The sequence below is a fragment of the Pseudomonas beijingensis genome (genome assembly GCF_030687295.1).
In the GTDB taxonomy this organism is placed as follows: Bacteria; Pseudomonadota; Gammaproteobacteria; order Pseudomonadales; family Pseudomonadaceae; genus Aquipseudomonas; species Aquipseudomonas beijingensis.
Window position 1 is genome coordinate 2,203,327 of the sequence record NZ_CP117425.1, and the last position, 25,975, is coordinate 2,229,301.

A 25,975-nucleotide genomic window follows, 5' to 3' on the forward strand; every position below is an offset into this window, starting at 1 on the left:
AAGACGGCAGATCAGTCTGCATTGATGTTGAATGTGCCGCCGCATTCGCGAGCAAGCTCGCTCCCACCCAAGCGTTCCTTGCCACAACCTTCATGATTTCCAGAGAAAATTTCGTCACCCCATGCGCATAGAACCCCGCCAACTGCCCGACACCACCCTGCCATTCCTCGGTGACCTGCCGCCCCTGTTGACCCGCCTGTACGCAGCACGCGGCGTGCAGTCCGAGGCTGAGCTGGACAAGAGCCTGGCGCGCTTGATTCCCTTTCAGCAGCTCAAGGGGATCGACGCCGCGGTGGATCTGCTGGTGACGGCGTTGGAGCAGCGCCAGCGCATCCTGATCGTGGGGGACTTCGATGCCGATGGCGCGACCGCCAGCACCGTGGGCATGCTGGGCTTGCGCCTGCTCGGTGCGGCCCATGTCGATTACCTGGTGCCTAATCGCTTCGAATATGGCTACGGACTGACCCCGGAAATCGTCGAAGTTGCCTTGACCCGCGAACCGCAGTTGCTGATCACCGTGGATAACGGCATCTCCAGCGTGGAAGGCGTGGCGGCGGCGAAAGCGGCGGGGCTCCAGGTGCTGGTCACCGACCACCACTTGCCTGGCCTCGAATTGCCGGCGGCCGATGCCATCGTCAATCCGAACCAGCCGGGCTGCGAATTCCCGAGCAAGGCCCTGGCCGGTGTCGGGGTGATTTTCTATGTGCTGATGGCCCTGCGGGCGCGTCTGCGCAGCCTGGGCTGGTACGCGAGCACACCCCAGCCGAACATCGGTGAATTGCTCGACCTGGTGGCCCTGGGCAGCGTGGCCGACGTGGTGCCCCTGGACGCGAATAACCGGATCCTGGTGCACCAGGGCCTGGAACGGATTCGCGCCGGACGCGCCCGGCCCGGCATCAAGGCGATCCTGGAAGTGGCCAAGCGCGACGCTGCACGGATTACCTCCACCGACCTCGGATTTATCCTCGGGCCGCGTCTGAATGCGGCCGGGCGCCTGGACGACATGAGCCTGGGCATCGAATGCCTGCTCACCGACGACCCGGCCCTGGCGCGGGAGATGGCGGCGCAACTGGACGGCATGAACCAGGACCGCAAGTCCATCGAGCAGGGCATGCAGCGTGAAGCCCTGGCCCAGCTCAAGGACCTGCCGGTGGAGTCGATGCCATTCGGTTTGTGCCTGTTCGATCCTCAGTGGCACCAAGGGGTGATCGGCATCCTCGCCTCGCGGATGAAAGAGCGTTATTTCCGCCCGACCATTGCCTTTGCCGATGCCGGGGACGGCTTGCTCAAGGGTTCGGGTCGTTCGGTACCGGGCTTTCACATTCGCGATGCGCTGAGCGTGGTGGCGGCGCAGCATCCGACCCTGATCAGCAAGTACGGCGGTCACGCCATGGCGGCGGGGCTGACGCTGCCGGAGGCGAATTTTCCGTTGTTCGCCGAAGCGTTCGACGCGGAAGTGCGTCGGCAATTGCGCGAAGAAGACCTGACCGGCCGACTGTTGTCGGACGGCACCTTGGCGGTGGAGGAATTCCACCTGGAGCTGGCCCGGGCGCTGCGCCATGCCGGTCCCTGGGGCCAGCATTTCCCGGAGCCGATGTTCCATGGCGTGTTCCAGTTGGTCGAACAACGCGTGGTGGGCGAACGGCACCTGAAGGTCATCCTCAAGAGCGAGTGCGGCTCGGTGAAGCTCGATGGTATCGCCTTTGGCATCGACCGCGAGATCTGGCCCAACCCTACCGTGCGCTGGGTGGAGCTGGCCTACAAGCTCGACCTCAACGAGTTCCGCGGCCAGGAAACGGTGCAGTTGATGATTGCCCATATCGAGCCGCGGTAGACACAAGTGTTATCTATCAGGTGATAGCACTTGTGGCGAGGGGATTTATCCCCGCTCGGCTGCGAAGCAGTCGTGGAACCGGCCAGCGCCGTTTGGCTGAGGAAATGCGGTGCAGGAATATTTAGGGGCTGCTGCGCAGCCCAGCGGGGATAAATCCCCTCGCCACACAGTGACCGACCCAAGCAGGAGCAAGCCCTCTCGTCACACCGTCGGTTTTTAAGTTCTGAACCCTCCATCCTTCCGGGTTGTCGACTAGGCTCTAAGCACTGCTTGATAGCCCTTGTGACGTCTTGTCGAATTTTTTGCCCGCGGGGGCGGGTGTTGCACCTTTTGTCACTCGTCGACTGTTCAAACAGAACCCTGGAGCCTGCCCACTGATTCGAGAGGTGCCCCATGAGTCTGCTGCTGGAACCCTATACCCTTCGCCAATTGACCCTGCCCAATCGCATCGCGGTATCGCCGATGTGCCAGTATTCGAGCACCGATGGCCTGGCCAACGATTGGCACCTGGTGCACTTGGGCAGCCGCGCCGTGGGCGGTGCCGGCCTGGTGTTCACCGAAGCCACCGCCGTGACCGCCGACGGCCGCATCACCGCCCAGGACCTGGGGCTGTGGAACGACGAACAGATCGAACCCTTGCAACGCATCACCCGCTTCATCACCGCCCAAGGGGCCGTGCCGGGCATCCAACTGGCCCATGCCGGGCGCAAGGCCAGCACCTGGCGGCCCTGGCTGGGCAAGCATGGCAGCGTCAAACCGGCCGACGGCGGCTGGGTGCCGGTCGGCCCGTCGCCGATTGCCTTCGACCCGCAACACACCCAGCCGGTGCAGTTGGACGAGGGGCAGATCGCCGATTTGATCCAGGCCTTCGTGGATGCGGCCAAGCGCGCCCTCACGGCCGGCTTCAAGGTGGTCGAGGTCCACGCGGCCCATGGTTATCTGCTGCATCAGTTCCTGTCGCCCTTGAGCAATCAGCGGCGCGATCAATACGGCGGCTCGTTCGAGAACCGCATCCGCCTGGTACTGCAAGTCACCGAAGCAATCCGGGCCGTATGGCCTGAAGAGCTGCCGGTGTTCGTTCGCGTCTCGGCCACCGATTGGGTCGAGGATGGTTGGAACCCGGATGAAACCGTGGAGTTGGCGCGGCGCTTCAGGGCGCTGGGGGTGGACCTGATCGATGTGTCATCGGGGGGTACGGCCGCCAATGCGGAAATTCCCACCGGCCCGGGTTACCAGACCCGCTTTGCCGAACGGGTGCGCAAGGAGTCGGAAATCGCCACCGGTACCGTCGGCATGATCACCGAACCGGCCCAGGCCGAACACATCCTGCGCACCTGCCAGGCCGACATCATTTTCCTGGCCCGCGAATTGTTGCGCGATCCGTACTGGGCCCTGCATGCCGATGATGACCTGGGCGGCCGCAAGGCCACATGGCCGGCGCAGTACCAGCGAGCCACCCATCGGGACCAGCCGATTCATGAGTCGGATTTGCGGGACTGAGGGCCCGATAAAACAAAAAGCCCCGGTCGTTATTGGCCGGGGCTTTTGTTTATCGGGCTGGATTATTCGGTGGCTGTAGCGGCCTCATCGCGAGCAAGCTCGCTCCCACAGGGTATGTGTGAACGACACAAATCCACTGTGGGAGCGAGCTTGCTCGCGATGGGGCCAGCCCAAGTACCGGATCAATATCAGGGGTACTTACGCTTATCCGGCGCCGGCGGGAAGTACTGATACAACCAGGTCTCGCTCAAGGTGCGGTCCTTGGTGCGAATGAACAGGCGCATCTGCACTGGGTCCACCCGATCGTCGGTCGGGTACCAGTCGAACGTGATGCGATAGCCCTTGATTGCATCCAGTACCAACACGTTGAAGTCCTTCACCTCGCCGTGGGAGCAGGTCACCACCGGTTCGATGCCGGTGCCCGGTGGCAGTTGGTCGAGGCCGCCGCCGCTGAAGTCCACGGCGAAACGACGTGCCCAGACGCTCGGGTAATGCTCGCCCGGTGCCCAGCCTTCGATGAAGCCGCCCATGCCTGAACGGGTGGCGTCGACGTGGGCCAGGTCGGTGCTGACCGGCGGCAGCGCGCTCCAGTAGAGCTTGTAGCCGTAGTTCAGCGAGTCGCCGGCGGCCACCGGTTTTTTCGGCGTCCAGAACGCGACAATGTTGTCCAGGGTTTCGCCGGTGGTCGGGATCTCCAGCAGATCCACCGAGCCTTCGCCCCAGGCCGTCGTCGGTTCGACCCACAGGCTTGGACGCTTGCTGTACCAGTCCACGGTGTCCTGGTAACTGGCAAAGTCGTGGTCGGTCTGTACCAGGCCGAAACCTTTCGGATTGTTGTCGGCGAAGGCATTGAATTGCAGGGTCGCGGGGTTGTTCAACGGCCGGCAGACCCACTCGCCGTTGCCGCGCCACATGGCCAGCCGGTCGGAGTCATGGATTTGCGGGTGGATGGTGTCGCACATGCGCCGTTCGACGGTGCCGCAGCTGAACATGCTGGTCATGGGGGCGATGCCCAATTGCTGGATCGCGGTACGGGCGTTGATGTGCGCGTCGATCTCCATCACCACCCGGGTCGGCTGGCAATCGATGTCGAACCGATAGGCTCCGGTGGCGCTGGGGGAGTCGAGCAGGGCGTAGACCACGAAGCGGGTACTGTTCTTGTCCGGGGTTTCGAACCAGAACTTGGTGAAATCCGGGAACTCCTCTTGCTTCTTGGCGTAGGTGTCGATGGCCAAGCCGCGGGCCGACAGCCCGTACTGGCCGCTGGCATCCACGGCGCGGAAGTAGCTGGCCCCCAGGAACGAAACGATGTCGTGCCGAGCCAGCTCCGGCGCCTTGAAGACACGAAAGCCGGCGAAGCCCAGGTCACCCGTCAGTTGCGAGGTGTTGACCGTGGTTTTCTCGTAGTTGAACAGTTCCGGACGGAAGTGCACCTCACGGGCCATGCGCGTCTTCGGGTCGACGCTGTACATGCGCACCGGCTGCTTGAAGCCCATGCCAACGTGGAAGAACTGCGCATCCAGTTGCCGCCCTTCCAGGTCATTCCATAACGAGTGATTGACGTCGTATTGGATGGCGTTGAACTGCAACGGCGACATTTGCGCCAGGGTCGGTGGCAGGACTTGCTTGGTGTCGGCGTAGCGGCTCTCGGCCAGCCGCTTGGCCTGATCCTTCAAACCGTTGAAATCGAAGGGACGGGCTTCGCCGTCGGCAGTCTGATCGGCGGCCCAGGCGCGTGCGGCCATGAGCCCGGAGGCCGACAACCCGGTGTAGGCGGCGAAGGCCATGGAGGCCTTGAGCAGATTCCTGCGGTGCATAAATAAACCTTTCTCGAAACAATCCCGAGCCGATCCTGGCAACAGAGACTGGTAAAGGAGTTCGGACATGCCTTTGGCCAAACGCGACGAACGTTAGAACAGATGCCTGAGAGCTGGATCGGTTCACCGAGGCGCAAAATCATAGGGGAAATACAGGCTTCGAGAGAAAGGAAAGCGTGGCCAAGTCAAATTTTCTTACAGTTATTTCTTTTTTTATGTCGATTCCAACTTTTTTTGACTAATTACTCTAAAACTCCCTTTTCACGCTTTGAATCCTCCCTATTCTTTAGCGTGATAGACGAGCCAACCCGGGTTCAGACGGCGCTATCAGGTCAACCTCGACGTAAAGAAGGACAACTCATGACAAAAATACAGGGCATTACCGAAATGCTGGGGATCTTTCCAGGCCTGACCAACCCGCGCAGGACACGCCGGCTCAGCCTGGAAGAATTGAGACTGGTCGAGCGCTATCGGGAGTTGTCGGAAAACGACCGCATCGCCATGCGCTACCTGGTGGATGCGATGCGCAGTGTTTCGCGGTTTTGAAGCGTGGCGCAGGTGAGCGGCCGGGGCGGGAGCACCGGCCAACATCACTCTGCCGACCAGTCCTGGGGACGTTCGGTGCGCTGGTGCAGTATCCGCAGCACCTGCAGTTGCCCATGCTTGAGCCGGTAGGGGGCAACGAATGGGTAGCGTGTCAGCACCAGCTCTCGAATATCGGGAACGAGCGAGGGACGTCCCGAACCGGGAAAGCGTTGCAGTTGGCGCAGTGTCTCCAGGATAGCGCGGATGGCATCATCGGCGCCTTCCGCGCCGATAGCGCTTTGGTAATGTTCGTGAATCGAGTCGAGGTCACTCTGTGCTTTGTCGGTCAGTACGATGCTCGGCACGCTTTGCCCACTTAGCCTTCACGGCGTCCAGATCGGTCAGATTTCCAGCGTCGGCATCGGCTATGCCTTCGCTGATGGCTTGCAGATGCCAGGATTCGGCTTCCACATATCGGACCAGTGCACGCTTGAGGTGATACTGGCGGTCGCGGTCGGTGGCGGCAGCCAGCGAGTCCAGCTGTTGAGCCAGACCTTCTTCCACACGAAAGGACAAAACGGGCGAGGCCATGGCTGATCTCCAAGGTGTATACGTTGTAGACACCCTAGGTGCTGCCAGGATTTCCGTCAACCGGCAGGCGTGCACCGATCGACGAAAACCTTAGCAGGGCGAACGCAGGGCAGGCGCGAGCATGTGTTGCCAACGTTGTCTTGTCGTCAATGCTTGAACATCACATGCCGCACCACCGTGTAATCCTCCAGCCCGTACATGGACATGTCCTTGCCATAGCCGGAACGTTTCTGACCGCCATGGGGCATTTCGCTGACGAGCATGAAGTGGGTGTTCACCCAGGTGCAACCGTATTGCAGGCGTGCCGACAGGCGATGGGCGCGGCCGATGTCGGCGGTCCATACCGATGAGGCCAGGCCGTAGTCCGAATCGTTGGCCCAGGCCAGCACTTGCGCTTCGTCGAGGAACGGGGTGACGGACACCACCGGCCCGAAGACTTCCCGGCGGACGATTTCGTCATCCTGCTGGGCGTCGGCCAGCACCGTGGGTTCGAAGAAGAACCCGTTGCCGTCCACGGCCTTGCCACCGGTGACCAGGCGGATATGCGGCTGGGCGATGGCCCGCTCGACGAAAGCGGCCACGCGGTCGCGGTGCTGGGCGGTGATCAGCGGGCCCATCTCGGTGTCGGATGCACCCTGCAGGCCGTACTTGATGCTGCCCACCGCGGCACCGAGCTTCTCGACGAACTGGTCATAGATGCCTTGCTGGGCATAGATGCGGCAGGCAGCGGTGCAGTCCTGGCCGGCGTTGTAGAACCCGAAGGTGCGGATGCCTTCCACGGCCGCGTCAATGTCGGCGTCGTCGAAAATGATCACCGGGGCCTTGCCGCCCAGCTCCATGTGCATACGCTTGACGCTGTCGGAGGTGCTGGAAATGATGTTCGAGCCGGTGGCGATGGAGCCCGTCAGCGACACCATGCGCACTTTCGGGTGAGTGACCAGCGGGTTGCCGACGGTTGGCCCTCGGCCGAAGATCACGTTGAGCACGCCGGCCGGGAAAATCTCCGCCGCCAGTTCCGCCAGGCGCAGCGCCGTCAGCGGGGTTTGCTCCGAAGGCTTGAGCACCACGGTATTGCCGGCGGCGAGGGCCGGGGCGATTTTCCAGGCGACCATCATCAGCGGGTAGTTCCACGGCGCGATGGAGGCGATGACGCCCACCGGGTCGCGACGGATCATCGAGGTGTGGCCCGGCAGGTATTCGCCGCCCGCCGAACCGCTCATGCAACGGCTGGCACCGGCAAAGAAGCGGAACACGTCGGCAATCGCCGGGATCTCGTCGTTCAGCGCAGCGCTCAAGGGTTTGCCGCAGTTGTCCGACTCCAGCTTCGCCAGTTCCTCGCCGTGTGCTTCGATGGCATCGGCCAGTTTGAGCAGCAGCAGGGAGCGGTCCTTGGGTGGCACTTGCGACCAGGCCTCGAAGGCTGCGTCGGCGGCGCGCACGGCGGCATCGACCTGGGCTTCGCTGGCTTCGTTGATTTCCACCAGTACCCGGCCCAGCGATGGGTTGAACACAGCCTGGCCAGGGCCTTCGCCGTTTACCAGGTGGCCGTTGATCAGCAGTTTGGTTTGCATGTCCAAGTCCTCTTGAAGGTTTCCCAAGTCCCCTGTGGGAGCGAGCTTGCTCGCGATAGCGGTGGATCATTCAGTCTTTGCAGCGACTGACACGACGCCTTCGCGAGCAAGCTCGCTCCCACAGGATTGCGGCTCCCGCAGTGAGCGATCACCGTTGATTATTTCCCGCCGCTCCCCGCCACGCTTTCACCGCCCCGGGTCAGGTAATACGCGCCCAATATCGGCAACATCGTGACCATCATCACCAGCATCGCCACCACGTTGGTCACCGGCACGTCGCGCGGGCGGCTGAGCTGGTTGAGCAGCCACAGCGGCAGCGTGCGTTCGTGGCCGGCGGTGAAGGTGGTGACGATGATCTCGTCGAACGACAGCGCAAACGCGAGCATCCCACCGGCCAGCAGTGCCGACCCCAGATTGGGCAGGATGATGTAGCGAAAGGTCTGCCAGCCGTCGGCGCCCCAGGTCCATCGAGGCTTCGATCAGGCTGTGGGAGGTACGGCGCAGGCGGGCGATGACGTTGTTGTAGACGATCACCACGCAGAAGGTGGCGTGGCCTACGACGATGGTGAACATCCCCGGTTCGATGCCCAGGGTCTTGAAGGTCGCCAGCAGCGCAATGCCGGTGATGATCCCTGGCAAGGCAATCGGCAGGATCAACATCAGCGAAATGCCCTGTTTGCCGAAGAAGTCGCGCCGGTACAGCGCCGCCGAGGCCAGGGTGCCGAGCACCATGGCGATCAGCGTGGCGATGGCCGCGATCTGCAACGACAGCTTGATCGCCTCCAGCACATCCGGGCGCGAGAAGGCGACGCTGAACCACTTCAGGGTCAGGCCCTTGGGCGGGAAGCTGAACGCGGCGTCCTCGGTGTTGAAAGCATAGAGGAAGATGATCAGGATCGGAAAATGCAGGAACACCAATCCGCCCCCACGCCGCGATGCGCAGGCCCCACGAGGCCCGGTCTTGAGAGTCAGAGTGCATCGAAGGCCCCCAGTCGCTTGACGATGGATAGATAGATCGCGATCAGCACGATGGGCACCAGCGTGAACGCCGCGGCCATGGGCATGTTGCCGATGGCGCCTTGCTGGGCGTAGACCATGCTGCCAACGAAGTAGCCCGGCGGGCCCACCAGTTGCGGCACGATGAAGTCTCCCAGGGTCAGCGAGAAGGTAAAGATCGAGCCGGCGGCGATGCCCGGGATCGATAGCGGCAGGATCACCTGCATGAACGTCTGGCGTGGCCTGGCGCCCAGGTCCGCAGAGGCTTGCAGCAGCGACGGCGGCAGACGCTCCAGGGAGGCCTGGATCGGCAGGATCATGAACGGCAGCCAGATGTAGACAAACACCAGGAAGCGTCCCAGGTGCGAAGTGGACAAGGTGCTGCCACCCACCCCCGGGATCCCTAGCACGAATTGCAACACCGGCCCCAGGCCCAGGTGCTGGACGAACCACTGAGCCACGCCGCCCTTGGCCAGCAGCAGCGTCCAGGCATAGGCCTTGACGATATAGCTGGCCCACATCGGCAGCATCACTGCGATGTAGAAGAACGCCTTGGTCTTGCCACGGGTGTAGCGCGCCATGTAATAGGCGATCGGGAACGCGACGATGGCGCTGGCGATGGACACCGCAATGGCCATGCTCAGGGTGCGCAAAATGATGTCGAAGTTCGAGGGCTGGAACAGCGCGGTGAAGTTCGCCAGGGTCAGGTCCGGCGTGACCGCCATGGTGAAGTCGTCGAAGGTGTAGAAACCTTGCCACAGCAGGGTCAGCAGCGAGCCGAGGTAGATCGCGCCGAACCAGAGCAGCGGCGGCACCAGCAACAGCGACAGGTACAGGTTGGGCCGTCGGTACAGCAGGTTGGCAAACCGCCGCAGCGGCGAACCGGGCGCAGGCGCTTGGGTGATGGCCAGGGTGTTCATCTCACACCTCGCCACTGGCGGTGTCGTGCAGCGTGACCATCGCCTCACGGGCCCAGCGGACGCTGAGGTGCTGGCCGGTCTGGTGCTGGGCTGTGTTGTCGAGCCATTGGGTGTTGGCCTGGCTGAGGTTCAGGGTCTGGCCGTTGGCAAGTTTCAACTCGTAGCGTGTGGCGCTGCCCTGGTACTGGATGTCGTGCAGCAGGCCGTGGACTTCGATTTCATGGCTGGCCAACGGGCCTTCGGCGAAACGCACGTGTTCCGGGCGAATCGAAAACGGCTGTGGATAACCGCTCAGTTCCCGGGCCAGCTCGCCACGAATCACGTTGGAGGTGCCGACGAATTCGGCGACGAAGGTGGTCGCCGGTTTCATGTACAGGTTGCGTGGGGTATCGACTTGTTCGATGCGCCCCTTGTTGAACACCGCCACGCGGTCGGACATCGACAGCGCTTCGGTCTGGTCGTGGGTGACGAAAATGAAGGTGATGCCCAGTTGGCGTTGCAGCTTCTTCAACTCGCCCTGCATTTGTTCGCGCAGCTTCAGGTCCAAGGCGCCCAAGGGTTCATCGAGCAACAACACCCGCGGACGATTGACCAACGCACGGGCCAGGGCCACGCGTTGGCGCTGGCCGCCGGAGAGCTGCACCGGCTTGCGTTCGCCATAGCCGTCCAGGGCGACCATCTCCAGGGCTTCGTTGGCGCGCTGGATGCGCTCGGCCTTGGCGACGCCTTTGACTTTCAAGCCGTAGGCCACGTTGTCGCGCACGTTCATGTGGGGGAAGAGGGCGTAATCCTGGAAAACCGTATTGACGTCCCGCTGGTACGGAGCGAGTCCGGTGGCTTCTTCGCCGTGGATACGGATCGAGCCGGCACTGGGTTGCTCGAACCCGGCGATCAGCCGCAGGCAGGTGGTCTTGCCCGAGCCGGACGGGCCCAGCATGGAAAAGAACTCGCCGTCCTGGATATCAATGGAGACCCGGTCAACGGCCTTCACATCGCCGAACTGACGGGATACCTGGGTGAACTGGACTGCAAGCGTCATGGTGCGGGGCTCCAAAAAAAGCGCGACTGCTGTTGGATCGTTGCTGGGTTGCCGTGTACCAAAGCTGTGGGAGCAGTGCTGGTGGGAGCAAAGCTGTGGGAGCAAAGCTTGCTCGCGATACAGGCGCCTCGGTTCACCGGCAGACCGCATCATCTTCATCGCGGGCAAGCCTTGCTCCCACACAGTGAACTACACCGACTGATTGGACTTACCGCCCGCCCATGATCGCAATGTAATCCTGGGTCCAGCGGCTGTACGGCACGAACTTGCCGCCCTCGGCCTGTGGGGTTTTCCAGAAGGCGATCTTGTCGAACTGATCGAAACCGTTGGTCTTGCAGCCTTCGGCGCCCAGCAGCTCGCTGCCTTTGCACGCTGCCGGCACCGCAGGCAGGGAGCCGAACCAGGCGGCCACGTCACCCTGGACTTTGGGTTGCAGCGACCAGTCCATCCATTTGTACGCACAGTTGGGATGCTTGGCCTCGGCGTGCAGCATCGTGGTGTCGGCCCAACCGGTGGCGCCTTCTTTCGGAATGGTCGAGGCGATCGGTTGTTTCCCGTTCATCAAGCCGTTGACCTGATACGGCCAGGCGCCGGACGCCACCACGCCTTCGTTCTTGAAGTCGCTCATCTGCACAGTGGTGTCGTGCCAGTAGCGGTGGATCAACGGCTGCTGGGCCCGCAGCAATTCCAGCACGGCCTTGTACTGGGCTTCGTCGAGTTGGTACGGGTCCTTGATGCCCAGCTCAGGCTTGGCGGTCTTGAGGTACAACGCCGCGTCGGCGATGTAGATCGGGCCATCGTAGGCTTGCACGCGCCCCTTGTTCGGCTTGCCGTCGGGCAGGTCCTGGGCGTTGAACAGCACGCTCCAACTGGTAGGCGCCTGCTTGAACACCTCGGTGTTGTACATCAGGACGTTCGGGCCCCATTGATACGGGGTGCCGTAGGTTTGCTGGTTGACCACGTACCATGGCGCATCCTTGAGACGCGGGTCGAGGTTCTTCCAGTTGGCGATCAGCGCGGTGTTGATCGGCTGTACACGCTTGCCGGCAATCAGCCGCAACGAGGCGTCGCCGGAGGCGGTGACCAGGTCGTAGCCCCCCTTGGTCATCAGGCTGACCATTTCGTCGGACGTGGCGGCGGTTTTCACATTGACCTTGCAGCCGGTTTCCTTTTCGAAACCCGTGACCCAGTCGTAGGCCTTGTCGCTTTCGCCGCGTTCGATATAACCCGGCCAGGCGACGATATCCAGTTGGCCCTCGCCAGCGCCGACGGCCTTGAGCGGTTCGGCGGCCTGGAGGCTGGCGCTGGTCAAAAGCGCCGTGGTGAGTGCACTGAGCAATACGGTCTTGTGCGCGTACATGGAAATCCCTCTTGCTTTAATTATGGTCGGGGCAGTGTTCGAACCGGGTGAAGCGCCATGGCTGGCCTGTTATTAGAGTAGTGCTGTTAGCTACAGATGCTGGCCGTGGCGGGCCATGATGTGGCGCACCACGCTGTAGTCCTGGAGCGAATCGCTGGACAGGTCTTTCCCATAACCCGAACGTTTCAGGCCGCCGTGGGGCATTTCGCTGACCAGCATGAAATGGCTGTTGATCCAGGTGCAGCCGTATTGCAGCCGCGCTGCCACCTGCATGGCCTTGTCCAGGTTCTGGGTCCACACCGAGGAGGCCAGGCCGTATTCGGAATCGTTGGCCCAGTCCACCGCCTGGCTGAGTTCGTCGAAACGGGTCACGGTGACGACCGGGCCGAACACCTCGCGCTGGACGATTTCGTCGCTTTGCTTGCAGCCGGCCAGCAGCGTGGGTTGGTAGTAGAAACCGGCGCCGGAATGCACCGCCGCGCCGGTGATGCGTTCGATATGCGGCTGGCCGAGGGCGCGCTCGACAAAACTGGCCACGCGGTCGCGCTGGCGGGTGCTGATCAGCGGGCCGATCTCATTGTCGGCATCGCGCTTGCCGGCAAAGCGCAGGCTGCTGACCGCCGCGCCGAGCTCGGCCACCAGACGGTCGTGAATCCCCTCCTGGGCGTAGATCCGGCACGCTGCGGTGCAATCCTGCCCGGCGTTGTAGTAACCGTAGGTGCGCACGCCTTCGACCACGGCCTGGATGTCGGCGTCGTTGCAGACGATCACCGGCGCCTTGCCACCCAGCTCCAGGTGCGTGCGCTTGAGGGTTTTCGCCGCCGCCTGGAGGATCTTCTGCCCGGTGACGATATCGCCGGTCAGCGAGACCATGCGCACTTTCGGGTGGCTGACCAGGTGGCTGCCCACTCCTTCGCCGCCCCCGCAAAGGATGTTGATCACGCCCCGTGGCAGCAACTGGGCCAGGATCGGCGCCAGGGCCAGGATCGACAGCGGCGTGTGTTCCGAGGGCTTGAACACCAGCGTATTGCCGGCGGCCAGGGCGGGGGCGATTTTCCAGGCGGCCATCATGATCGGGTAGTTCCACGGCGCGATGGACGCCACCACGCCGATCGGGTCGCGGCGCACCATACTGGTGTAGCCGGGCAGGTATTCGCCACTGAGCTGGCCGGTCTGGCAGCGCACCGCGCCGGCGAAGAAACGAAAGACATCCACCGTGGCGCTCAGGTCATCCTGGCGCGCCAGGTGCAGCGGCTTGCCGCAGTTCAGGGATTCGAGGCGGGCCAGTTCATCGGCGTTTTTTTCGATGGCGTTGGCGATGTCCAGCAACAGGTTCGAGCGCTGCTGCGGCGTGGTGTGCGACCAACTGTCAAAGGCGCGATGGGCGGCGAGGATCGCGGCTTCCACCTGTTCGGTGCTGGCCTCGGCGATGTGAGCCACCACTTCACCGGTGGCCGGATTGAGGATCGGCTCGACAAGGCCTTCACCGGGGATGAGTTCCCCGTCGATCAGCAACGCGGTGCATAACGGGGTTTGCGTGCCAGCCATGTCCGATTTCTCTTTTTATAGATGCCTGTTGAACCACAGAACAGAACCTGTGGGAGCCGAGCTTGCTCGCGATAGCGGTCTGTCAGTTGAATCAATGTTGTCTGACCCGCCGCTATCGCGAGCAAGCTCGGCTCCCACAGGAGAGGGGGGGCGTAGTCAGATTAGTGCTCAGCCTCTAGGCCGACAAATTCGAAATACTCAAGGCTGCGTTCGATTAAATAGATGGCTTGCGCCCGCCATGGGGCTGTTCCCGGGCGACGGCCAGGAACGGGTCGACCGACGCCGGCCGCGCCGTGCCCCGGCGCCAGGCCAGGCCGACGTCGAGGGTCTGGTTGAGGTCGGCAATCGGTCGGGCTTCGATGATGTCGCCTTCCAGCGACCAGGGGCGGTACGTCATGTCCGGCTGGATCGACACGCCCAATCCCGCCGCCACCAGGCTGCGCACCGCTTCGGTCGAGGCAGTGCGCAGGGTGACCTTCGGTTGCAGGCCTGCGCTGCGCCATAGGCGCTGGGCGTTGCGGTCCATTTCATCGACGTTCAGCTGGATCAGCGGCTCGCGGGCCACATCGGCCAGGTGGATGCTGTCGTGCTCCAGCAAGGGATGCTGTGCCGGCAACCACAACCGGTGTGGCGAGTGCGTCAGGACTTCGGTCTGCAAGGCGTGGCGGTCTTCCAGGTTGGACAGGATCAGCACCCCGACATCGATTTCGCCGCTGACCAGCAAATGCTCGATGTACGGCCGCTCGTCCTCCATCACGCGGATCTCCACGTTGGGATAGGCGCGCTGGAAACGGGTCAGCAGGTCTGCCAGGTAATAGCCGGCCACCAGGCTGGTGACGCCGATGGTGACTTGGCCGGCGACCTGGTCGGTACTTTGTTGCAGGCTGCGCTTGGCATTGTCGACGGTGGCCAGGATCAGGTGGGCCTGGCGCAGGAACTGATGCCCCTGATGGGTCAGGGTCATGCCCTTGGCGTGGCGGTTGAACAGGCTGACGCCGATGTCCTGTTCCAGTTGCTGGATGGCCAGGGTCAGCGTGGATTGGGAAATGAACGCCGTTTGCGCGGCGGCGGAGATGGAGCCGGTTTCGGCCACGGCGATGAAATGACGGATCTGACGCAGGGTCATCATGGGGCATACCGGTGGGCTGTTTTTATCGATGTGTTGGAGTGTATATCGTTTTTTTAGAAGGGCAGGTGAGTGCTTCTTTGAATGGGACAGGCAACATCTGGAAGCAATCTCGCCAACGGCGTCGGGCACTTTCGATCTAGGCTGGGGGCCTTACGTTGACCCGACAATGTGGAGGCAACAAATGAACACCCGTGGATTGCTCGATCAGCTTCTCAAGTCCGGCCAGGAAATGTTGCAGAACAAGGCTGGCGGTTCACAGGGCAAGTCGTCCGGCGGCCTGGGTGGGTTGCTCGGCGTCTCCGGCAACCTGGGCGGGATGCTTTCCGGCGCGGGTGGTGGGGCACTGGCCGCCGGGGCCATGGGCCTGTTGCTGGGCAACAAGAAAGCCCGCAACTTCGGCGGCAAGGCCCTGGCCTATGGTGGCCTGGCTGCCTTGGGCGTGATCGCTTACAAAGCCTATGGAAACTGGCAGGCCCAGCAGGGCAATGCGCCGAAAACCGAACCGCAGACCCTCGATCGCGTGCCCCCGGCGCAGGTCGAACAGCATAGCCAGGCGATCCTCAAGGCGCTGGTGGCGGCGGCCAAGGCCGACGGCCACGTGGACGAGCGCGAACGACAGTTGATCGAAGGTGAGTTCACCAAGCTCGACAACGACCAGGAGCTGCAACACTGGCTGCACGCCGAACTGAACAAACCCCTGGACCCCACCGACGTCGCCCGCGCCGCCAGCACCCCGGAAATCGCCGCGGAAATGTACATCGCCAGCGTGATGCTGGTGGACGAGGAAAACTTCATGGAGAAGTCCTACCTCGACGAACTGGCGCGCCAACTCAAGCTGGAGCCAGGGTTGAAGGTGGAACTGGAAAAACAGGTGCGTCAGGCGACTGTATAGAAGTCCCCATCGCTATCCCCTGTGGGAGCGGGCTTGCTCGCGAAGGCGGTGTGTCAGTCAATGGAAATGTCGACTGATGCACCGCTTTCGCGAGCAAGCCCGCTCCCACAGTGGTTTTGTGGTGTTTGATCATTCTGTATCCAACGCATTTCCTTGTGGGAGCGAGCTTGCTCGCGATGGGGCCGGTCAGGCACAGCATGTTTGACTGATACACCGCAATCGCGAGCAAGCTCGCTCTCCCACAGGGACGCATTCCATTCTTCAGTAGTGGCGGGCCTTGGATTGGTCAAAATCCTCCCTCGCCGCCATACAGGCGCCACGCCACCCTCGGCTATACTTCCCAGCATTTTCAAGTGCCCGAGGTTTTACTGTGAAGAATTGGACATTGCGCCAACGCATCCTGGCGAGTTTTGCGGTGATCATCGCCATTATGCTGCTGATGGTGATTGTCTCGTATTCACGGTTGTTGAAGATCCAGGACAGTGGAGAAAAGGTCCGGACCGATGCGGTGCCAGGGGTGTATTTCAGTTCGATGATCCGCGGTGGCTGGGTCGACAGCTATGTCCTGACCCAGCAAATCGTCGGTCTCTCTGGAAACCGGGAAATCACCGCCGAGGACAAGGCCCGCTACCAAGGCTTCGAGCAGCACCTGCGCGAAGAAATACAGAGCTATCAGAAACTGATCCAGGACCCGGCCGGCCGACCAGGTCTCTTTCGACGAGTTCGAGGTCAACCACCAGGACTTCAACAAAGCCCTGGCGAAGGTCCTGGACCTGTATCAACGCAAGGATTACGAAGGGGCGCGACTGGCACTGAACACAGAGCTGACGACGGCTTGGCTCGAAGGCCGTGGGCACTTGAACCAGATCATCGAGCGCAATCGCGAGCTGGCGGAAAACGCCACCCTGACCATTGGCGATGCGGTGACCGCGGCCAAGGTCGCCATGGGCCTGTCGTTCCTGATCGCGCTGATCGTCGCCGTGCTCTGTGGCCTGTTGTTGATGCGGGCGATCATGGGGCCGATGAACCGTATCGTTGAGATTCTCGAGATCATGCGCAGCGGTGACCTGAGCGGGCGCCTGAACCTGGCGCGCAAGGACGAATTCGGTGCCGTGGAAACCGGCTTCAACGACATGATGGCCGAACTGACCTCGCTGGTGTCCCAGGCCCAGCGCTCATCCGTGCAGGTCACCACCTCGGTCACCGAGATCGCCGCCACCTCGCGCCAGCAACAGGCCACGGCCACCGAAACCGCCGCCACCACCACCGAGATTGGTGCGACGTCCCGGGAAATCGCCGCCACCTCCCGGGACCTGGTGCGCACCATGACCGAAGTCTCCACCGCCGCCGACCAGGCCTCGGTGGCCGCCGGCTCTGGCCAGCAAGGCTTGGCGCGCATGGAGGAAACCATGCACTCGGTGATGGGCGCCGCCGACCTGGTGAACGCCAAGCTGGCGATCCTCAACGAGAAGGCCGGCAACATCAACCAGGTGGTGGTGACCATCGTCAAAGTGGCCGACCAGACCAACCTGTTGTCCCTCAACGCGGCCATCGAGGCCGAGAAGGCCGGTGAGTACGGGCGCGGTTTCGCCGTGGTGGCCACGGAAGTGCGGCGCCTGGCCGACCAGACCGCCGTGGCGACCTATGACATCGAGCAGATGGTGCGCGAGATCCAGTCCGCGGTGTCGGCCGGTGTGATGGGCATGGACAAGTTCTCCGAAGAAGTGCGCCGGGGCATGGCCGAAGTGCAGCAGGTCGGCGAGCAACTGTCGCAGATCATCCATCAGGTCCAGGCCCTGGCGCCGCGGGTGTTGATGGTCAACGAAGGCATGCAGGCCCAGGCCACCGGCGCGGAGCAGATCAACCACGCCTTGGTGCAATTGGGCGATGCCAGCAGCCAGACCGTGGAGTCCCTGCGCCAGGCCAGTTCCGCCATCGACGAACTGAGCCAGGTCGCCGTGGGGCTGCGCAGCGGCGTCTCGCGTTTCAAAGTCTGATGGGTGAACTCGAAACCCGGCGTGGCGCCGCACCGACGGCCCGCCAGTCGTTGTTCCTGGTGTTCTGCATCGGCAACGAACGGTACGCCCTCCAAGCCATCGATGTGGTGGAAGTGCTGCCGCGCCTGCCCCTTAAACCGATCGCCCGGGCGCCGTCCTGGGTGGCGGGAGTGTTTGCCTGGCGTGGCACGGTGGTGCCGGTGATCGACCTGTGCGCCCTGACGTTCGGCCAGAGCGCCGAGGCCCGGACCAGTACACGATTGGTGCTGGTGCGTTATCAAAGCGACGGACAACAAGCCGGGCAAGTGCTGGGATTGATCCTGGAACAGGCGACCGACACCGTGCGCTGTGATCCGGCCGATTTCAAACCCTATGGCCTGGACAATCGACAGGCGCCATACCTCGGTCCCGTACGCGAAGATGCCCAGGGGTTGCTGCAATGGGTGCGGGTCAATGACCTGCTCGACGAATCCGTTCGGGCGCTGCTGTTTCCTGCCTCGCCGCTGGACCTCGACGACCTCGAGGCAACGCGATGAACAACGACCAGCGGTTTTTCGATTTTCTCAAGGAACGCATCGGCCTCGATGTGACCTCCGTTGGCACCGCGATTATTGAGCGGGCCGTGCGCCAGCGCATCAGTGCCGTGCCCGGGCGAACCGCCGATGAGTATTGGCAGGCCCTGCAGCATTCGGCCCCGGAGCAGCAGGCGCTGATTGAAGCGGTGATCGTTCCGGAGACCTGGTTCTACCGCTATCCCGAATCCTTTGCGACCCTCGCCAGGCTGGCCGTCAAGCGCCTGGCCGAGATCAAGCACCTGCGTGCGCTGCGTATCCTCAGCTTGCCGTGCTCCACCGGCGAAGAACCCTATTCCATTGCCATGGCCTTGCTCGATGCGGGCTTGGCCCCCCATCAGTTCAAGGTGGACGGCCTGGACGTCAGCCCGTTGTCGGTGGCACGGGCCAAGGACGCCCGTTACGGCAAAAACTCCTTCCGTGGCGCCGACCTGGGTTTTCGCGAACGGCATTTCGACCTCGCAGACGAGGGTTTCCGCCTCAGCGAACGGGTGCGCGAACAGGTGCGCTTGCAAGTGGGCAACCTGCTGGATCCGACCTTGCTGGTGAACGAGGCACCCTATGACTTTGTGTTTTGTCGCAACCTGCTGATCTATTTCGACCAGCCGACCCAGCAGCAGGTGTTCGAGGTGCTCAAGCGCCTGACCCATCAGGACGGCGTGCTGTTTATCGGCCCCGCCGAGGGCAGCTTGCTGGGGCGACTGGGCATGCGCTCGATCGGGATTGCCCAATCGTTCGCCTTCAGTCGTCAGGGGGCTCCAGAGCCTCAACCGTTGCCGGCCTTGATCCCGCCACCGCTGCCGGTTCGCCAGCCGCCCCGGGTCGTCCCGCCGGTGATTCGGCCGCGACCGTTTGCCGCGAACGTCACGCCGATTGCCCCACCCAAGAGCAGCGATGCCGCGACCTTGCTGGCCAATATCGCCGCCCTGGCCAACGCTGGCAAAAGCGCCGAGGCCCGGGGAGCGTGCGAAGAGTATGTGCGCAGCCACGCGCCGAACGCCCAGGTGTTCTATTGGCTGGGCCTGCTCAGCGACATGGCCGGCAGCGCGCTTGAAGCCCAGGGTTTTTATCGCAAGGCGCTTTATCTTGAACCGCAACACGCCGAGGCCCTGGTGCATCTGGCGGCGCTGCTGGCTTCCCAGGGAGACGCGGCCGGAGCCCGTCGATTGCAGGAACGCGCCGCCCGCAGCGGGCGCACGGCAGACAGTGAGCAAAAACGATGAGCGGTTCGGCTTCTTACAACCTCACCCATGACGATGCCCAGGCAATCGATGATTGCTGGAACCGCATCGGCGTGCATGGCGATAAATCCTGTCCACTGTTGGCCGAGCATATCCACTGCCGCAATTGTTCGGTGTATTCGGCGGCCGCTACCCGGCTGCTCGATCGTTACACCTTGCCGCAGGAGCAACGGGACTTGTCCCTGGCCCCGGTGGACGACGATGTGGTCACGCGCTCGCTGCTGATGTTCCGCCTCGGCGAGGAATGGCTGGGCTTGACCACGCGCAGCCTGGTGGAAGTGGCACCGTTGCAGCCGATCCACTCATTGCCCCACCAACGCTCGCGGGCCTTGCTGGGCGTGGCGAATGTGCGCGGGGCACTGGTGGCCTGCCTGTCGCTGGTGGAACTGTTGGACCTGGAACCCGGCGCGGCGGCGGTTGCCGGTACGCGGGTCATGCCGCGCCTGTTGATTGTCGCGGCCAAGGGCGGGCCGGTGGTGGTGCCGGTGGATGAGGTGGATGGCATCCACGCCATCGATGAGCGCATCCTGGCGAGCGCTTCGCCATCGGCGGGCAAGTACACCCGTGGCGTGTTGCCCTACAAAGGCCGCAGCCTGCGCTGGCTGGATGAAGAACAGCTGCTGTCCGCCGTGGCCCGGAGCCTGTCATGACTCCTGATCAGATGCGCGACGCCTCGCTGCTGGAACTGTTCAGCCTGGAAGCCGAAGCCCAGGTCCAGGTGCTGAGCACCGGCTTGTTGGCCCTGGAGCGCGATCCGACCCAGGCCGATTACCTCGAGTCGTGCATGCGCGCGGCACATTCCCTCAAGGGCGCGGCGCGCATCGTCGGGGTGGGTGCCGGCGTCAGTGTGGCCCATGTCATGGAGGATTGCCTGGTCAGCGCCCAGGAGCGGCGCCTGGTGCTCGGCGCCGAACACATCGACGCCTTGCTGCAGGGCACTGACCTGCTGACGCGCATCGCCACGCCGGGCAACAGCGTCGGCGCCCCGGACATCGACGCTTACGTGGCGTTGATGGGGCGATTGCTGGATCCCAACGCGCCACAGGCTCCGGCAGTGGCGTCACCGTCTATCGAGACGCCAGTCGAGCCGGTACGCGTCGAGCTGCCGGAAGCGCAACCGTTCGCGACGCCGGAGCCGGCCCCTAAACGTAAACGGGCCACCGAAGGCGGCGAGCGGGTCTTGCGGGTCACGGCCGAACGCCTCAACAGCTTGCTCGACCTGTCGAGCAAGTCCTTGGTGGAGACCCAGCGCCTCAAGCCCTGGCTGGCGACGATGCAACGGCTCAAGCGCCAGCAAGGCACTGGCTTGCGCGCCCTGGAAGAACTGAACGTGCTCCTCAAGGATCACGCCCTGAGCCTGCAGGCCCAGGAAGCCCTTGGTGATGCCCGCCGCTTGCTCGCCGAGACCCAGCAGTTGCTGGCCCAGAAAACCGCCGAGCTGGATGAGTTCGCCTGGCAGGCCAGTCAACGGGCGCAGGTGCTGTACGACACGGCGCTGGCCTGTCGCATGCGGCCGTTCGCCGATGTGCTTTCGGGCCAGGTGCGTATGGTCCGTGACCTGGGCCGCAGCCTGGGCAAACAGGTGCGCCTGGAGATTGAAGGCGAAAAAACCCAGGTCGACCGCGATGTGCTGGAAAAGCTCGAAGCGCCACTGACCCATTTGCTGCGCAACGCCGTGGACCACGGCATCGAAACCCCGGAACAACGAATACTGGCCGGCAAGCCTGCCGAAGGCCTGATCCGCCTGCGCGCCTCCCATCAGGCCGGCCTGCTGGTCTTGGAGTTGGCGGACGACGGCGCCGGGGTGGACCTGGAACGGGTGCGTCGCAGCATCGTCGAGCGCGGCCTTTCCCCTGAGCCAACCGCTGCCAGCCTCAGCGAAGAAGAGCTGCTGACGTTCCTGTTCCTGCCCGGTTTCAGCCTGCGCGACAAAGTCACCGAAGTGTCCGGACGCGGTGTCGGCCTGGACGCCGTCCAGCACATGGTCCGGCAGTTGCGCGGTGCGGTGGTGCTGGAGCAGACGGCGGGGGAGGGCAGTCGTTTCCATCTCGAGGTGCCGCTGACGCTGTCGGTGGTGCGCAGCCTGGTGGTGGAAGTCGGCGGTGAGGCGTACGCCTTTCCCCTGGCCCACATCGAACGCATGTGCGACCTGGCGCCGGAAGACATCGTCCAGGTCGAGGGGCGTCAGCATTTCTGGCACGAAGGCCGGCATATCGGCTTGGTCGCCGCCAGCCAGTTGCTCAATCGCCCGTCGGCGCAGAACGGCAGCCAGACCCTCAAGGTCGTAGTGATCCGCGAGCGCGAGACGATCTACGGCGTGGCGGTGGAGCGGTTCATCGGCGAGCGAACCCTGGTGGTCCTGCCCCTCGACGAGCGCCTGGGCAAGGTCCAGGACATTTCCGCCGGGGCGCTGCTCGACGATGGCTCGGTGGTGTTGATTGTCGATGTCGAAGACCTGCTGCGTTCGGTGGACAAGCTGCTCGATACCGGGCGCCTGGAGCGCATCGCCCGGCAGAACCAGGCCCAGGCCCCGCGCAAGCGGATCCTGGTGGTGGACGATTCCCTGACCGTGCGCGAGCTGCAACGCAAGTTGCTGCGGGGTCGCGGCTATGACGTGGCAGTGGCGGTGGATGGCATGGATGGCTGGAATGCATTGCGCTCAGAGGATTTCGACTTGCTGATCACCGATATCGACATGCCGCGCATGGACGGTATCGAGCTGGTGTCGCTGTTGCGGCGCGACAACCGCTTGCAGTCGCTGCCGGTGATGGTGGTGTCCTACAAGGACCGCGAGGAAGATCGCCGCCGTGGCCTCGACGCCGGCGCCGACTATTATTTGGCCAAGGCGAGTTTCCATGACGACGCCTTGCTCGACGCCGTGGTTGAATTGATCGGAGGGGCACGCGCTTGAAGATCGCCATCGTCAACGACATGCCCCTGGCGGTCGAGGCCCTGCGCCGCGCCCTGGCGTTCGAGCCGGCGCATCAACTGGTCTGGGTGGCCGCCAACGGGGCCGAGGCAGTGCAGCGTTGCGCCGAATACACCCCGGACCTGATCCTGATGGACCTGCTCATGCCGATCATGGATGGCGTGGAGGCCACTCGGCGGATCATGGCCGACAGCCCCTGCGCGATCGTGATTGTCACCGGGGACAGCCAGCAGAACGTCCACCGTGTGTTCGAGGCCATGGGCCATGGCGCGCTGGATGTGGTCGATACCCCGACCCTTGGGGTTGGAAATCCGGCGGACGCGGCGGCACCGCTGCTGCGCAAGATCACCAACATCGGCTGGTTGATCGGCGAGCGCAACAAGCATGAGCGCCCCGCGCCAGCGGCGCAGCGTGCGACGGTGTCGCGCAAGAGCCTGGTGGCCATCGGGTCATCGGCGGGCGGGCCAGCGGCGCTGGAGGTGCTGCTCAAGGCCTTGCCACGGGACTTTGCCCCGGCCATCGTGCTGGTCCAGCATGTGGACGAGGTGTTTGCCGCGGGCATGGCCGAGTGGCTGGGCAGTGTGTCGGGCCACACGGTGCGCCTGGCCCGGCACGGTGAGACGCCGCAAAGTGGCACGGTCTTGCTGGCCGGGACCAACCATCACCTGCGTTTGTTGAAGAACGGCACCCTGGCCTACACCGCCGAGCCGGTGAACGAGATCTACCGGCCTTCCATCGACGTGTTTTTTGAAAGTGTCGCCCAGTACTGGAGCGGTGACGCGGTGGGCGTATTGCTCACTGGCATGGGCCGCGACGGTGCGCAAGGGCTTAAACTCATGCGCCAGCAGGGCTATGTGACCATCGCCCAGGACCAGCGCAGCAGCGCGGTGTACGGGATGCCCAAAGCGGCGGCCGCCATCGACGCCGCCGTCCATATTCTTGCCCTGGACGCCATCGCGCCACGGCTGTTGGAGATTGTGACCCCATGAACAACCCCGCGAACCTTGCCCCAGGCCGTACCCAGGTAAGCCACCATGAGTGATCTGCAGCTCGACGATTTCAAGCGCGATGAGAACGCCGCCATGGTCTTGCTCGTCGACGATCAGGCGATGATCGGCGAAGCGGTGCGGCGCGGGCTGTCGAATGAAGAAAACATCGACTTCCATTTCTGCTCCGATCCCCACCAGGCCATCGCCCAGGCCGTTCGCATCAAGCCGACAGTCATTCTCCAGGACCTGGTGATGCCCGGTCTCGACGGCCTGAGCCTGGTGCGCGAGTACCGTAATCATCCGGCCACCCGCGATATCCCGATCATTGTCCTGTCCACCAAGGAGGACCCGCTGGTCAAGAGCGCGGCGTTCGCCGCCGGGGCCAACGACTACCTGGTCAAGTTGCCGGACAACATCGAACTGGTGGCGCGCATCCGCTATCACTCGCGTTCCTACATGATGCTGTTGCAGCGCGACGCGGCCTATCGCGCATTGCGGGTCAGCCAGCAGCAACTGCTCGATACCAACCTGGTGCTGCAGCGGTTGATGAACTCCGATGGCCTGACCGGACTGTCCAATCGTCGGCATTTCGATGAGTACCTGGAACTGGAATGGCGCAGGGCGATGCGTGACCAGAGCCAACTGTCGCTGCTGATGATCGACGTGGACTACTTCAAGGCCTACAACGACAACTTCGGTCACCTGGAGGGTGACGAAGCCCTGCGTAAGGTCGCCACGGCAATCCGCGAGGCATGCAGCCGTCCGTCCGACTTGCCGGCCCGCTACGGTGGCGAGGAGTTCGCCCTGGTGCTGCCCGGCACCTCGCCTGGCGGCGCCCGCTTGATGGCCGAGAAGTTGCGCCAGAGCGTCGTCGCCCTGAAAATCCCCCACACCACCCCTGACGGCGGCGAGAACCTGACCGTCAGCATCGGCGTCTCGACCGTCACGCCGCAGCAAGGTGGCGATTGTCGGCAGCTGATTTCGGCGGCGGACAAGGGGCTGTACCTGGCCAAGCACAATGGGCGTAATCGGGTGGGGGTTGAATAGATCCACCCTGAATGTTGACTGGGACGCCTTTGTGGCTGAGGGGTTTATTGTGGCGAGGGGATTTATCCCCGCTGGGCTGCGCAGCAGCCCCAAATACAGTCAACTCAATTTGCCTGTCACACTGAGTTGTCGGATTTTAGGGCTGCTTCGCAGCCCAGCGGGGATAAATCCCCTCGCCACAGGGGGCGGTGTACTCATTGCCCCTAAAGCCGCCAGGCGGGCTGCCGCTGGCGCTTGATTACGTTATACTCGCCGGCTTTCAAAAGTTCGCCAACGAGTGCTGCCCGCCATGGAAATCAACCCGATCCTTAACACCATCAAGGACCTGTCCGAGCGCTCCGAAACTATTCGGGGGTATCTTTGACTACGATCAAAAGCATGAGCGCCTGACCGAAGTCAATCGCGAGCTTGAAGATCCGAATGTCTGGAACAACCCTTCGTACGCCCAGGAACTGGGCCGCGAGCGTTCTGCGCTGGCGCAGATCGTCGAGACCCTGGACGAGTTGTCCAGTGGCCTGGCCGATTGCCGCGACCTGCTGGACATGGCTGTCGAAGAGAACGATGAAGGCGCGGTCGGCGATGTCGTCGCCGAGCTGACACGCCTCGACGAGAACCTTGCCAAGCTGGAATTCCGTCGCATGTTCAGCGGCGAGATGGACATGAACAACGCCTACCTGGACATCCAGGCCGGCTCCGGCGGCACCGAGGCCCAGGACTGGGCCAACATCCTGCTGCGCATGTACCTGCGCTGGGCTGACAAGCGCGGTTTCGACGCCACCATCATGGAGCTGTCGGCCGGTGAAGTCGCCGGGATCAAGGGCGCCACCGTGCACATCAAGGGCGAATATGCCTTTGGTTGGCTGCGGACCGAGATCGGCGTGCACCGTCTGGTGCGCAAGAGCCCGTTCGACTCCGGCAACCGCCGCCACACCTCGTTCTCGGCTGTATTCGTTTCGCCGGAAATCGACGACAACATCGAGATCGAGATCAACCCGGCGGACCTGCGCATCGACACCTACCGTTCCTCCGGGGCCGGTGGCCAGCACGTCAACACCACCGACTCGGCCGTACGGATTACCCACGTACCGACCAACACCGTGGTCAGTTGCCAGAACGAGCGCTCCCAACACGCCAACAAAGACACCGCGATGAAGATGCTCCGGGCTCGCCTGTACGAGCAGGAAGTGCAGAAGCGCAACGCGGCGTCCCAGGCGCTGGAAGACACCAAGTCGGATATCGGCTGGGGTCATCAGATCCGTTCGTACGTGCTCGACGCTTCGCGGATCAAGGACCTGCGTACCAGCATCGAACGCAGCGATTGCGACAAGGTGCTCGACGGCGATATCGATGAATACCTGATCGCCAGCCTCAAACAAGGGCTGTAACGCGACACCCATGCGGCGGGCGGGCACGCTTTCACCAACAAGCGCGTCTCGCCCGCAAACTCCGGCCCGGGCCGGGGGCAACGAACCTGTGAT

At 63.2% G+C, this 25,975-nt stretch carries 20 protein-coding genes and 2 pseudogenes; 12 read left to right on the plus strand and 10 right to left on the minus strand.

Going from position 1 to position 25,975, the window contains the following annotated elements:
- Positions 1-121 precede the first annotated feature (121 nt).
- The gene (gene recJ / locus PSH84_RS09905; RefSeq protein WP_305482776.1) at positions 122-1,834 is read left to right on the plus strand and encodes a single-stranded-DNA-specific exonuclease RecJ; all 1,713 of its coding nucleotides are present in this window, start codon (positions 122-124) and stop codon (positions 1,832-1,834) included.
- Between the two features lie 393 nt (positions 1,835-2,227).
- Positions 2,228-3,334: an NADH:flavin oxidoreductase/NADH oxidase gene (locus tag PSH84_RS09910; protein ID WP_305469869.1), complete on the plus strand. Its 1,107-nt coding sequence runs from the start codon at positions 2,228-2,230 to the stop codon at positions 3,332-3,334.
- 188 nt (positions 3,335-3,522) lie between these two features.
- Here the strand turns inward: PSH84_RS09910 and PSH84_RS09915 are convergent, their stop codons facing one another.
- Positions 3,523-5,151 (minus strand): glucan biosynthesis protein D, encoded by a 1,629-nt coding sequence (locus PSH84_RS09915; RefSeq protein WP_305482778.1) that lies wholly within the window; start codon positions 5,149-5,151, stop codon positions 3,523-3,525.
- A gap of 360 nt (positions 5,152-5,511) precedes the next feature.
- On the opposite strand from PSH84_RS09915, the gene PSH84_RS09920 reads away from it, so the two are divergent.
- A complete protein-coding gene (locus tag PSH84_RS09920) occupies positions 5,512-5,697 on the plus strand; it encodes a hypothetical protein (RefSeq protein ID WP_003198116.1) in 186 nt (61 codons plus the stop codon).
- Between the two features lie 44 nt (positions 5,698-5,741).
- On the opposite strand, the gene PSH84_RS09925 is transcribed toward PSH84_RS09920, so the two are convergent.
- The 9 genes and pseudogenes from PSH84_RS09925 to PSH84_RS09965 form a co-directional block, all read right to left on the minus strand.
- Entirely contained in the window at positions 5,742-6,041 is a 300-nt protein-coding gene (locus PSH84_RS09925; protein ID WP_305469872.1) for a type II toxin-antitoxin system RelE/ParE family toxin, read from the minus strand.
- A complete protein-coding gene (locus tag PSH84_RS09930; RefSeq protein WP_122568763.1) occupies positions 6,004-6,267 on the minus strand; it encodes a CopG family ribbon-helix-helix protein in 264 nt (87 codons plus the stop codon). The genes PSH84_RS09925 and PSH84_RS09930 overlap by 38 nt, the downstream gene beginning before the upstream one ends.
- A 146-nt stretch (positions 6,268-6,413) precedes the next feature.
- Entirely contained in the window at positions 6,414-7,838 is a 1,425-nt protein-coding gene (locus tag PSH84_RS09935; RefSeq protein ID WP_305482780.1) for a gamma-aminobutyraldehyde dehydrogenase, read from the minus strand.
- A gap of 158 nt (positions 7,839-7,996) precedes the next feature.
- Positions 7,997-8,817 (minus strand): annotated as a pseudogene (locus tag PSH84_RS09940) (ABC transporter permease).
- Entirely contained in the window at positions 8,807-9,754 is a 948-nt protein-coding gene (locus PSH84_RS09945) for an ABC transporter permease (protein ID WP_305482782.1), read from the minus strand. Before PSH84_RS09945 ends, PSH84_RS09940 begins: the two are co-directional and overlap by 11 nt.
- 1 nt (position 9,755) lies before the next feature.
- Positions 9,756-10,793, minus strand: a complete 1,038-nt coding sequence (locus tag PSH84_RS09950) for an ABC transporter ATP-binding protein (RefSeq protein ID WP_122568760.1) — start codon at positions 10,791-10,793, stop codon at positions 9,756-9,758.
- Positions 10,794-11,001: 208 nt separating this feature from the next.
- Positions 11,002-12,153: a putative ABC transporter substrate-binding protein YdcS gene (gene ydcS / locus PSH84_RS09955; RefSeq protein ID WP_305482784.1), complete on the minus strand. Its 1,152-nt coding sequence runs from the start codon at positions 12,151-12,153 to the stop codon at positions 11,002-11,004.
- Between the two features lie 90 nt (positions 12,154-12,243).
- Complete coding sequence (locus PSH84_RS09960) at positions 12,244-13,701, minus strand: gamma-aminobutyraldehyde dehydrogenase (RefSeq protein ID WP_305469879.1); 1,458 nt, start codon at positions 13,699-13,701, stop codon at positions 12,244-12,246.
- Positions 13,702-13,915: 214 nt separating this feature from the next.
- Positions 13,916-14,830, minus strand: coding sequence for a LysR family transcriptional regulator (locus PSH84_RS09965; RefSeq protein WP_122568757.1), 915 nt, complete (start codon positions 14,828-14,830; stop codon positions 13,916-13,918).
- Between the two features lie 181 nt (positions 14,831-15,011).
- Here PSH84_RS09965 and PSH84_RS09970 point away from each other — a divergent pair, with 181 nt between their 5' ends.
- The 9 genes and pseudogenes from PSH84_RS09970 (at position 15,012) to prfB (ending at position 25,882) form a co-directional block, all read left to right on the plus strand.
- Positions 15,012-15,722 carry a tellurite resistance TerB family protein gene (locus PSH84_RS09970; RefSeq protein WP_305482786.1) on the plus strand — a complete coding sequence of 237 codons (711 nt, stop codon included), beginning with the start codon at positions 15,012-15,014 and terminating at the stop codon, positions 15,720-15,722.
- Positions 15,723-16,092: 370 nt separating this feature from the next.
- A pseudogene (locus PSH84_RS09975) lies at positions 16,093-17,719 on the plus strand (methyl-accepting chemotaxis protein).
- A complete protein-coding gene (locus tag PSH84_RS09980; protein ID WP_122568753.1) occupies positions 17,719-18,255 on the plus strand; it encodes a chemotaxis protein CheW in 537 nt (178 codons plus the stop codon). Before PSH84_RS09975 ends, PSH84_RS09980 begins: the two are co-directional and overlap by 1 nt.
- On the plus strand, positions 18,252-19,514 hold the full coding sequence (locus PSH84_RS09985; protein ID WP_305469882.1) for a CheR family methyltransferase: 1,263 nt from the start codon (positions 18,252-18,254) through the stop codon (positions 19,512-19,514). Before PSH84_RS09980 ends, PSH84_RS09985 begins: the two co-directional genes overlap by 4 nt.
- A complete protein-coding gene (locus PSH84_RS09990; RefSeq protein ID WP_122568751.1) occupies positions 19,511-20,182 on the plus strand; it encodes a chemotaxis protein CheW in 672 nt (223 codons plus the stop codon). The genes PSH84_RS09985 and PSH84_RS09990 overlap by 4 nt, the downstream gene beginning before the upstream one ends.
- The gene (locus PSH84_RS09995; protein ID WP_305482788.1) at positions 20,179-22,443 is read left to right on the plus strand and encodes a hybrid sensor histidine kinase/response regulator; all 2,265 of its coding nucleotides are present in this window, start codon (positions 20,179-20,181) and stop codon (positions 22,441-22,443) included. Before PSH84_RS09990 ends, PSH84_RS09995 begins: the two co-directional genes overlap by 4 nt.
- A complete protein-coding gene (locus tag PSH84_RS10000) occupies positions 22,440-23,450 on the plus strand; it encodes a chemotaxis response regulator protein-glutamate methylesterase (protein ID WP_122568749.1) in 1,011 nt (336 codons plus the stop codon). Before PSH84_RS09995 ends, PSH84_RS10000 begins: the two co-directional genes overlap by 4 nt.
- A 45-nt stretch (positions 23,451-23,495) precedes the next feature.
- Positions 23,496-24,497: a response regulator gene (locus PSH84_RS10005; protein ID WP_122568748.1), complete on the plus strand. Its 1,002-nt coding sequence runs from the start codon at positions 23,496-23,498 to the stop codon at positions 24,495-24,497.
- A gap of 289 nt (positions 24,498-24,786) precedes the next feature.
- A protein-coding gene (gene prfB, locus PSH84_RS10010; RefSeq protein ID WP_095963568.1) for a peptide chain release factor 2 occupies positions 24,787-25,882 on the plus strand; the annotation gives its coding sequence in 2 pieces (ribosomal slippage) (positions 24,787-24,858 and positions 24,860-25,882; 1,095 coding nt in all).
- The last annotated feature ends 93 nt before the right edge of the window (positions 25,883-25,975 follow it).

What these genes read in the sequence shown, in the direction of transcription:
- recJ (WP_305482776.1), top strand. Translation starts at nt 122, where the DNA reads ATGCGCATAGAACCCCGCCAACTGCCCGACACCACCCTGCCATTCCTC.
- PSH84_RS09910 (WP_305469869.1), top strand. Translation starts at nt 2,228, where the DNA reads ATGAGTCTGCTGCTGGAACCCTATACCCTTCGCCAATTGACCCTGCCC.
- PSH84_RS09915 (WP_305482778.1), bottom strand. Translation starts at nt 5,151, where the DNA reads ATGCACCGCAGGAATCTGCTCAAGGCCTCCATGGCCTTCGCCGCCTAC.
- PSH84_RS09920 (WP_003198116.1), top strand. Translation starts at nt 5,512, where the DNA reads ATGACAAAAATACAGGGCATTACCGAAATGCTGGGGATCTTTCCAGGC.
- PSH84_RS09930 (WP_122568763.1), bottom strand. Translation starts at nt 6,267, where the DNA reads ATGGCCTCGCCCGTTTTGTCCTTTCGTGTGGAAGAAGGTCTGGCTCAA.
- PSH84_RS09935 (WP_305482780.1), bottom strand. Translation starts at nt 7,838, where the DNA reads ATGCAAACCAAACTGCTGATCAACGGCCACCTGGTAAACGGCGAAGGC.
- PSH84_RS09945 (WP_305482782.1), bottom strand. Translation starts at nt 9,754, where the DNA reads ATGAACACCCTGGCCATCACCCAAGCGCCTGCGCCCGGTTCGCCGCTG.
- PSH84_RS09950 (WP_122568760.1), bottom strand. Translation starts at nt 10,793, where the DNA reads ATGACGCTTGCAGTCCAGTTCACCCAGGTATCCCGTCAGTTCGGCGAT.
- ydcS (WP_305482784.1), bottom strand. Translation starts at nt 12,153, where the DNA reads ATGTACGCGCACAAGACCGTATTGCTCAGTGCACTCACCACGGCGCTT.
- PSH84_RS09960 (WP_305469879.1), bottom strand. Translation starts at nt 13,701, where the DNA reads ATGGCTGGCACGCAAACCCCGTTATGCACCGCGTTGCTGATCGACGGG.
- PSH84_RS09965 (WP_122568757.1), bottom strand. Translation starts at nt 14,830, where the DNA reads ATGATGACCCTGCGTCAGATCCGTCATTTCATCGCCGTGGCCGAAACC.
- PSH84_RS09970 (WP_305482786.1), top strand. Translation starts at nt 15,012, where the DNA reads ATGAACACCCGTGGATTGCTCGATCAGCTTCTCAAGTCCGGCCAGGAA.
- PSH84_RS09980 (WP_122568753.1), top strand. Translation starts at nt 17,719, where the DNA reads ATGGGTGAACTCGAAACCCGGCGTGGCGCCGCACCGACGGCCCGCCAG.
- PSH84_RS09985 (WP_305469882.1), top strand. Translation starts at nt 18,252, where the DNA reads ATGAACAACGACCAGCGGTTTTTCGATTTTCTCAAGGAACGCATCGGC.
- PSH84_RS09990 (WP_122568751.1), top strand. Translation starts at nt 19,511, where the DNA reads ATGAGCGGTTCGGCTTCTTACAACCTCACCCATGACGATGCCCAGGCA.
- PSH84_RS09995 (WP_305482788.1), top strand. Translation starts at nt 20,179, where the DNA reads ATGACTCCTGATCAGATGCGCGACGCCTCGCTGCTGGAACTGTTCAGC.
- PSH84_RS10005 (WP_122568748.1), top strand. Translation starts at nt 23,496, where the DNA reads ATGAGTGATCTGCAGCTCGACGATTTCAAGCGCGATGAGAACGCCGCC.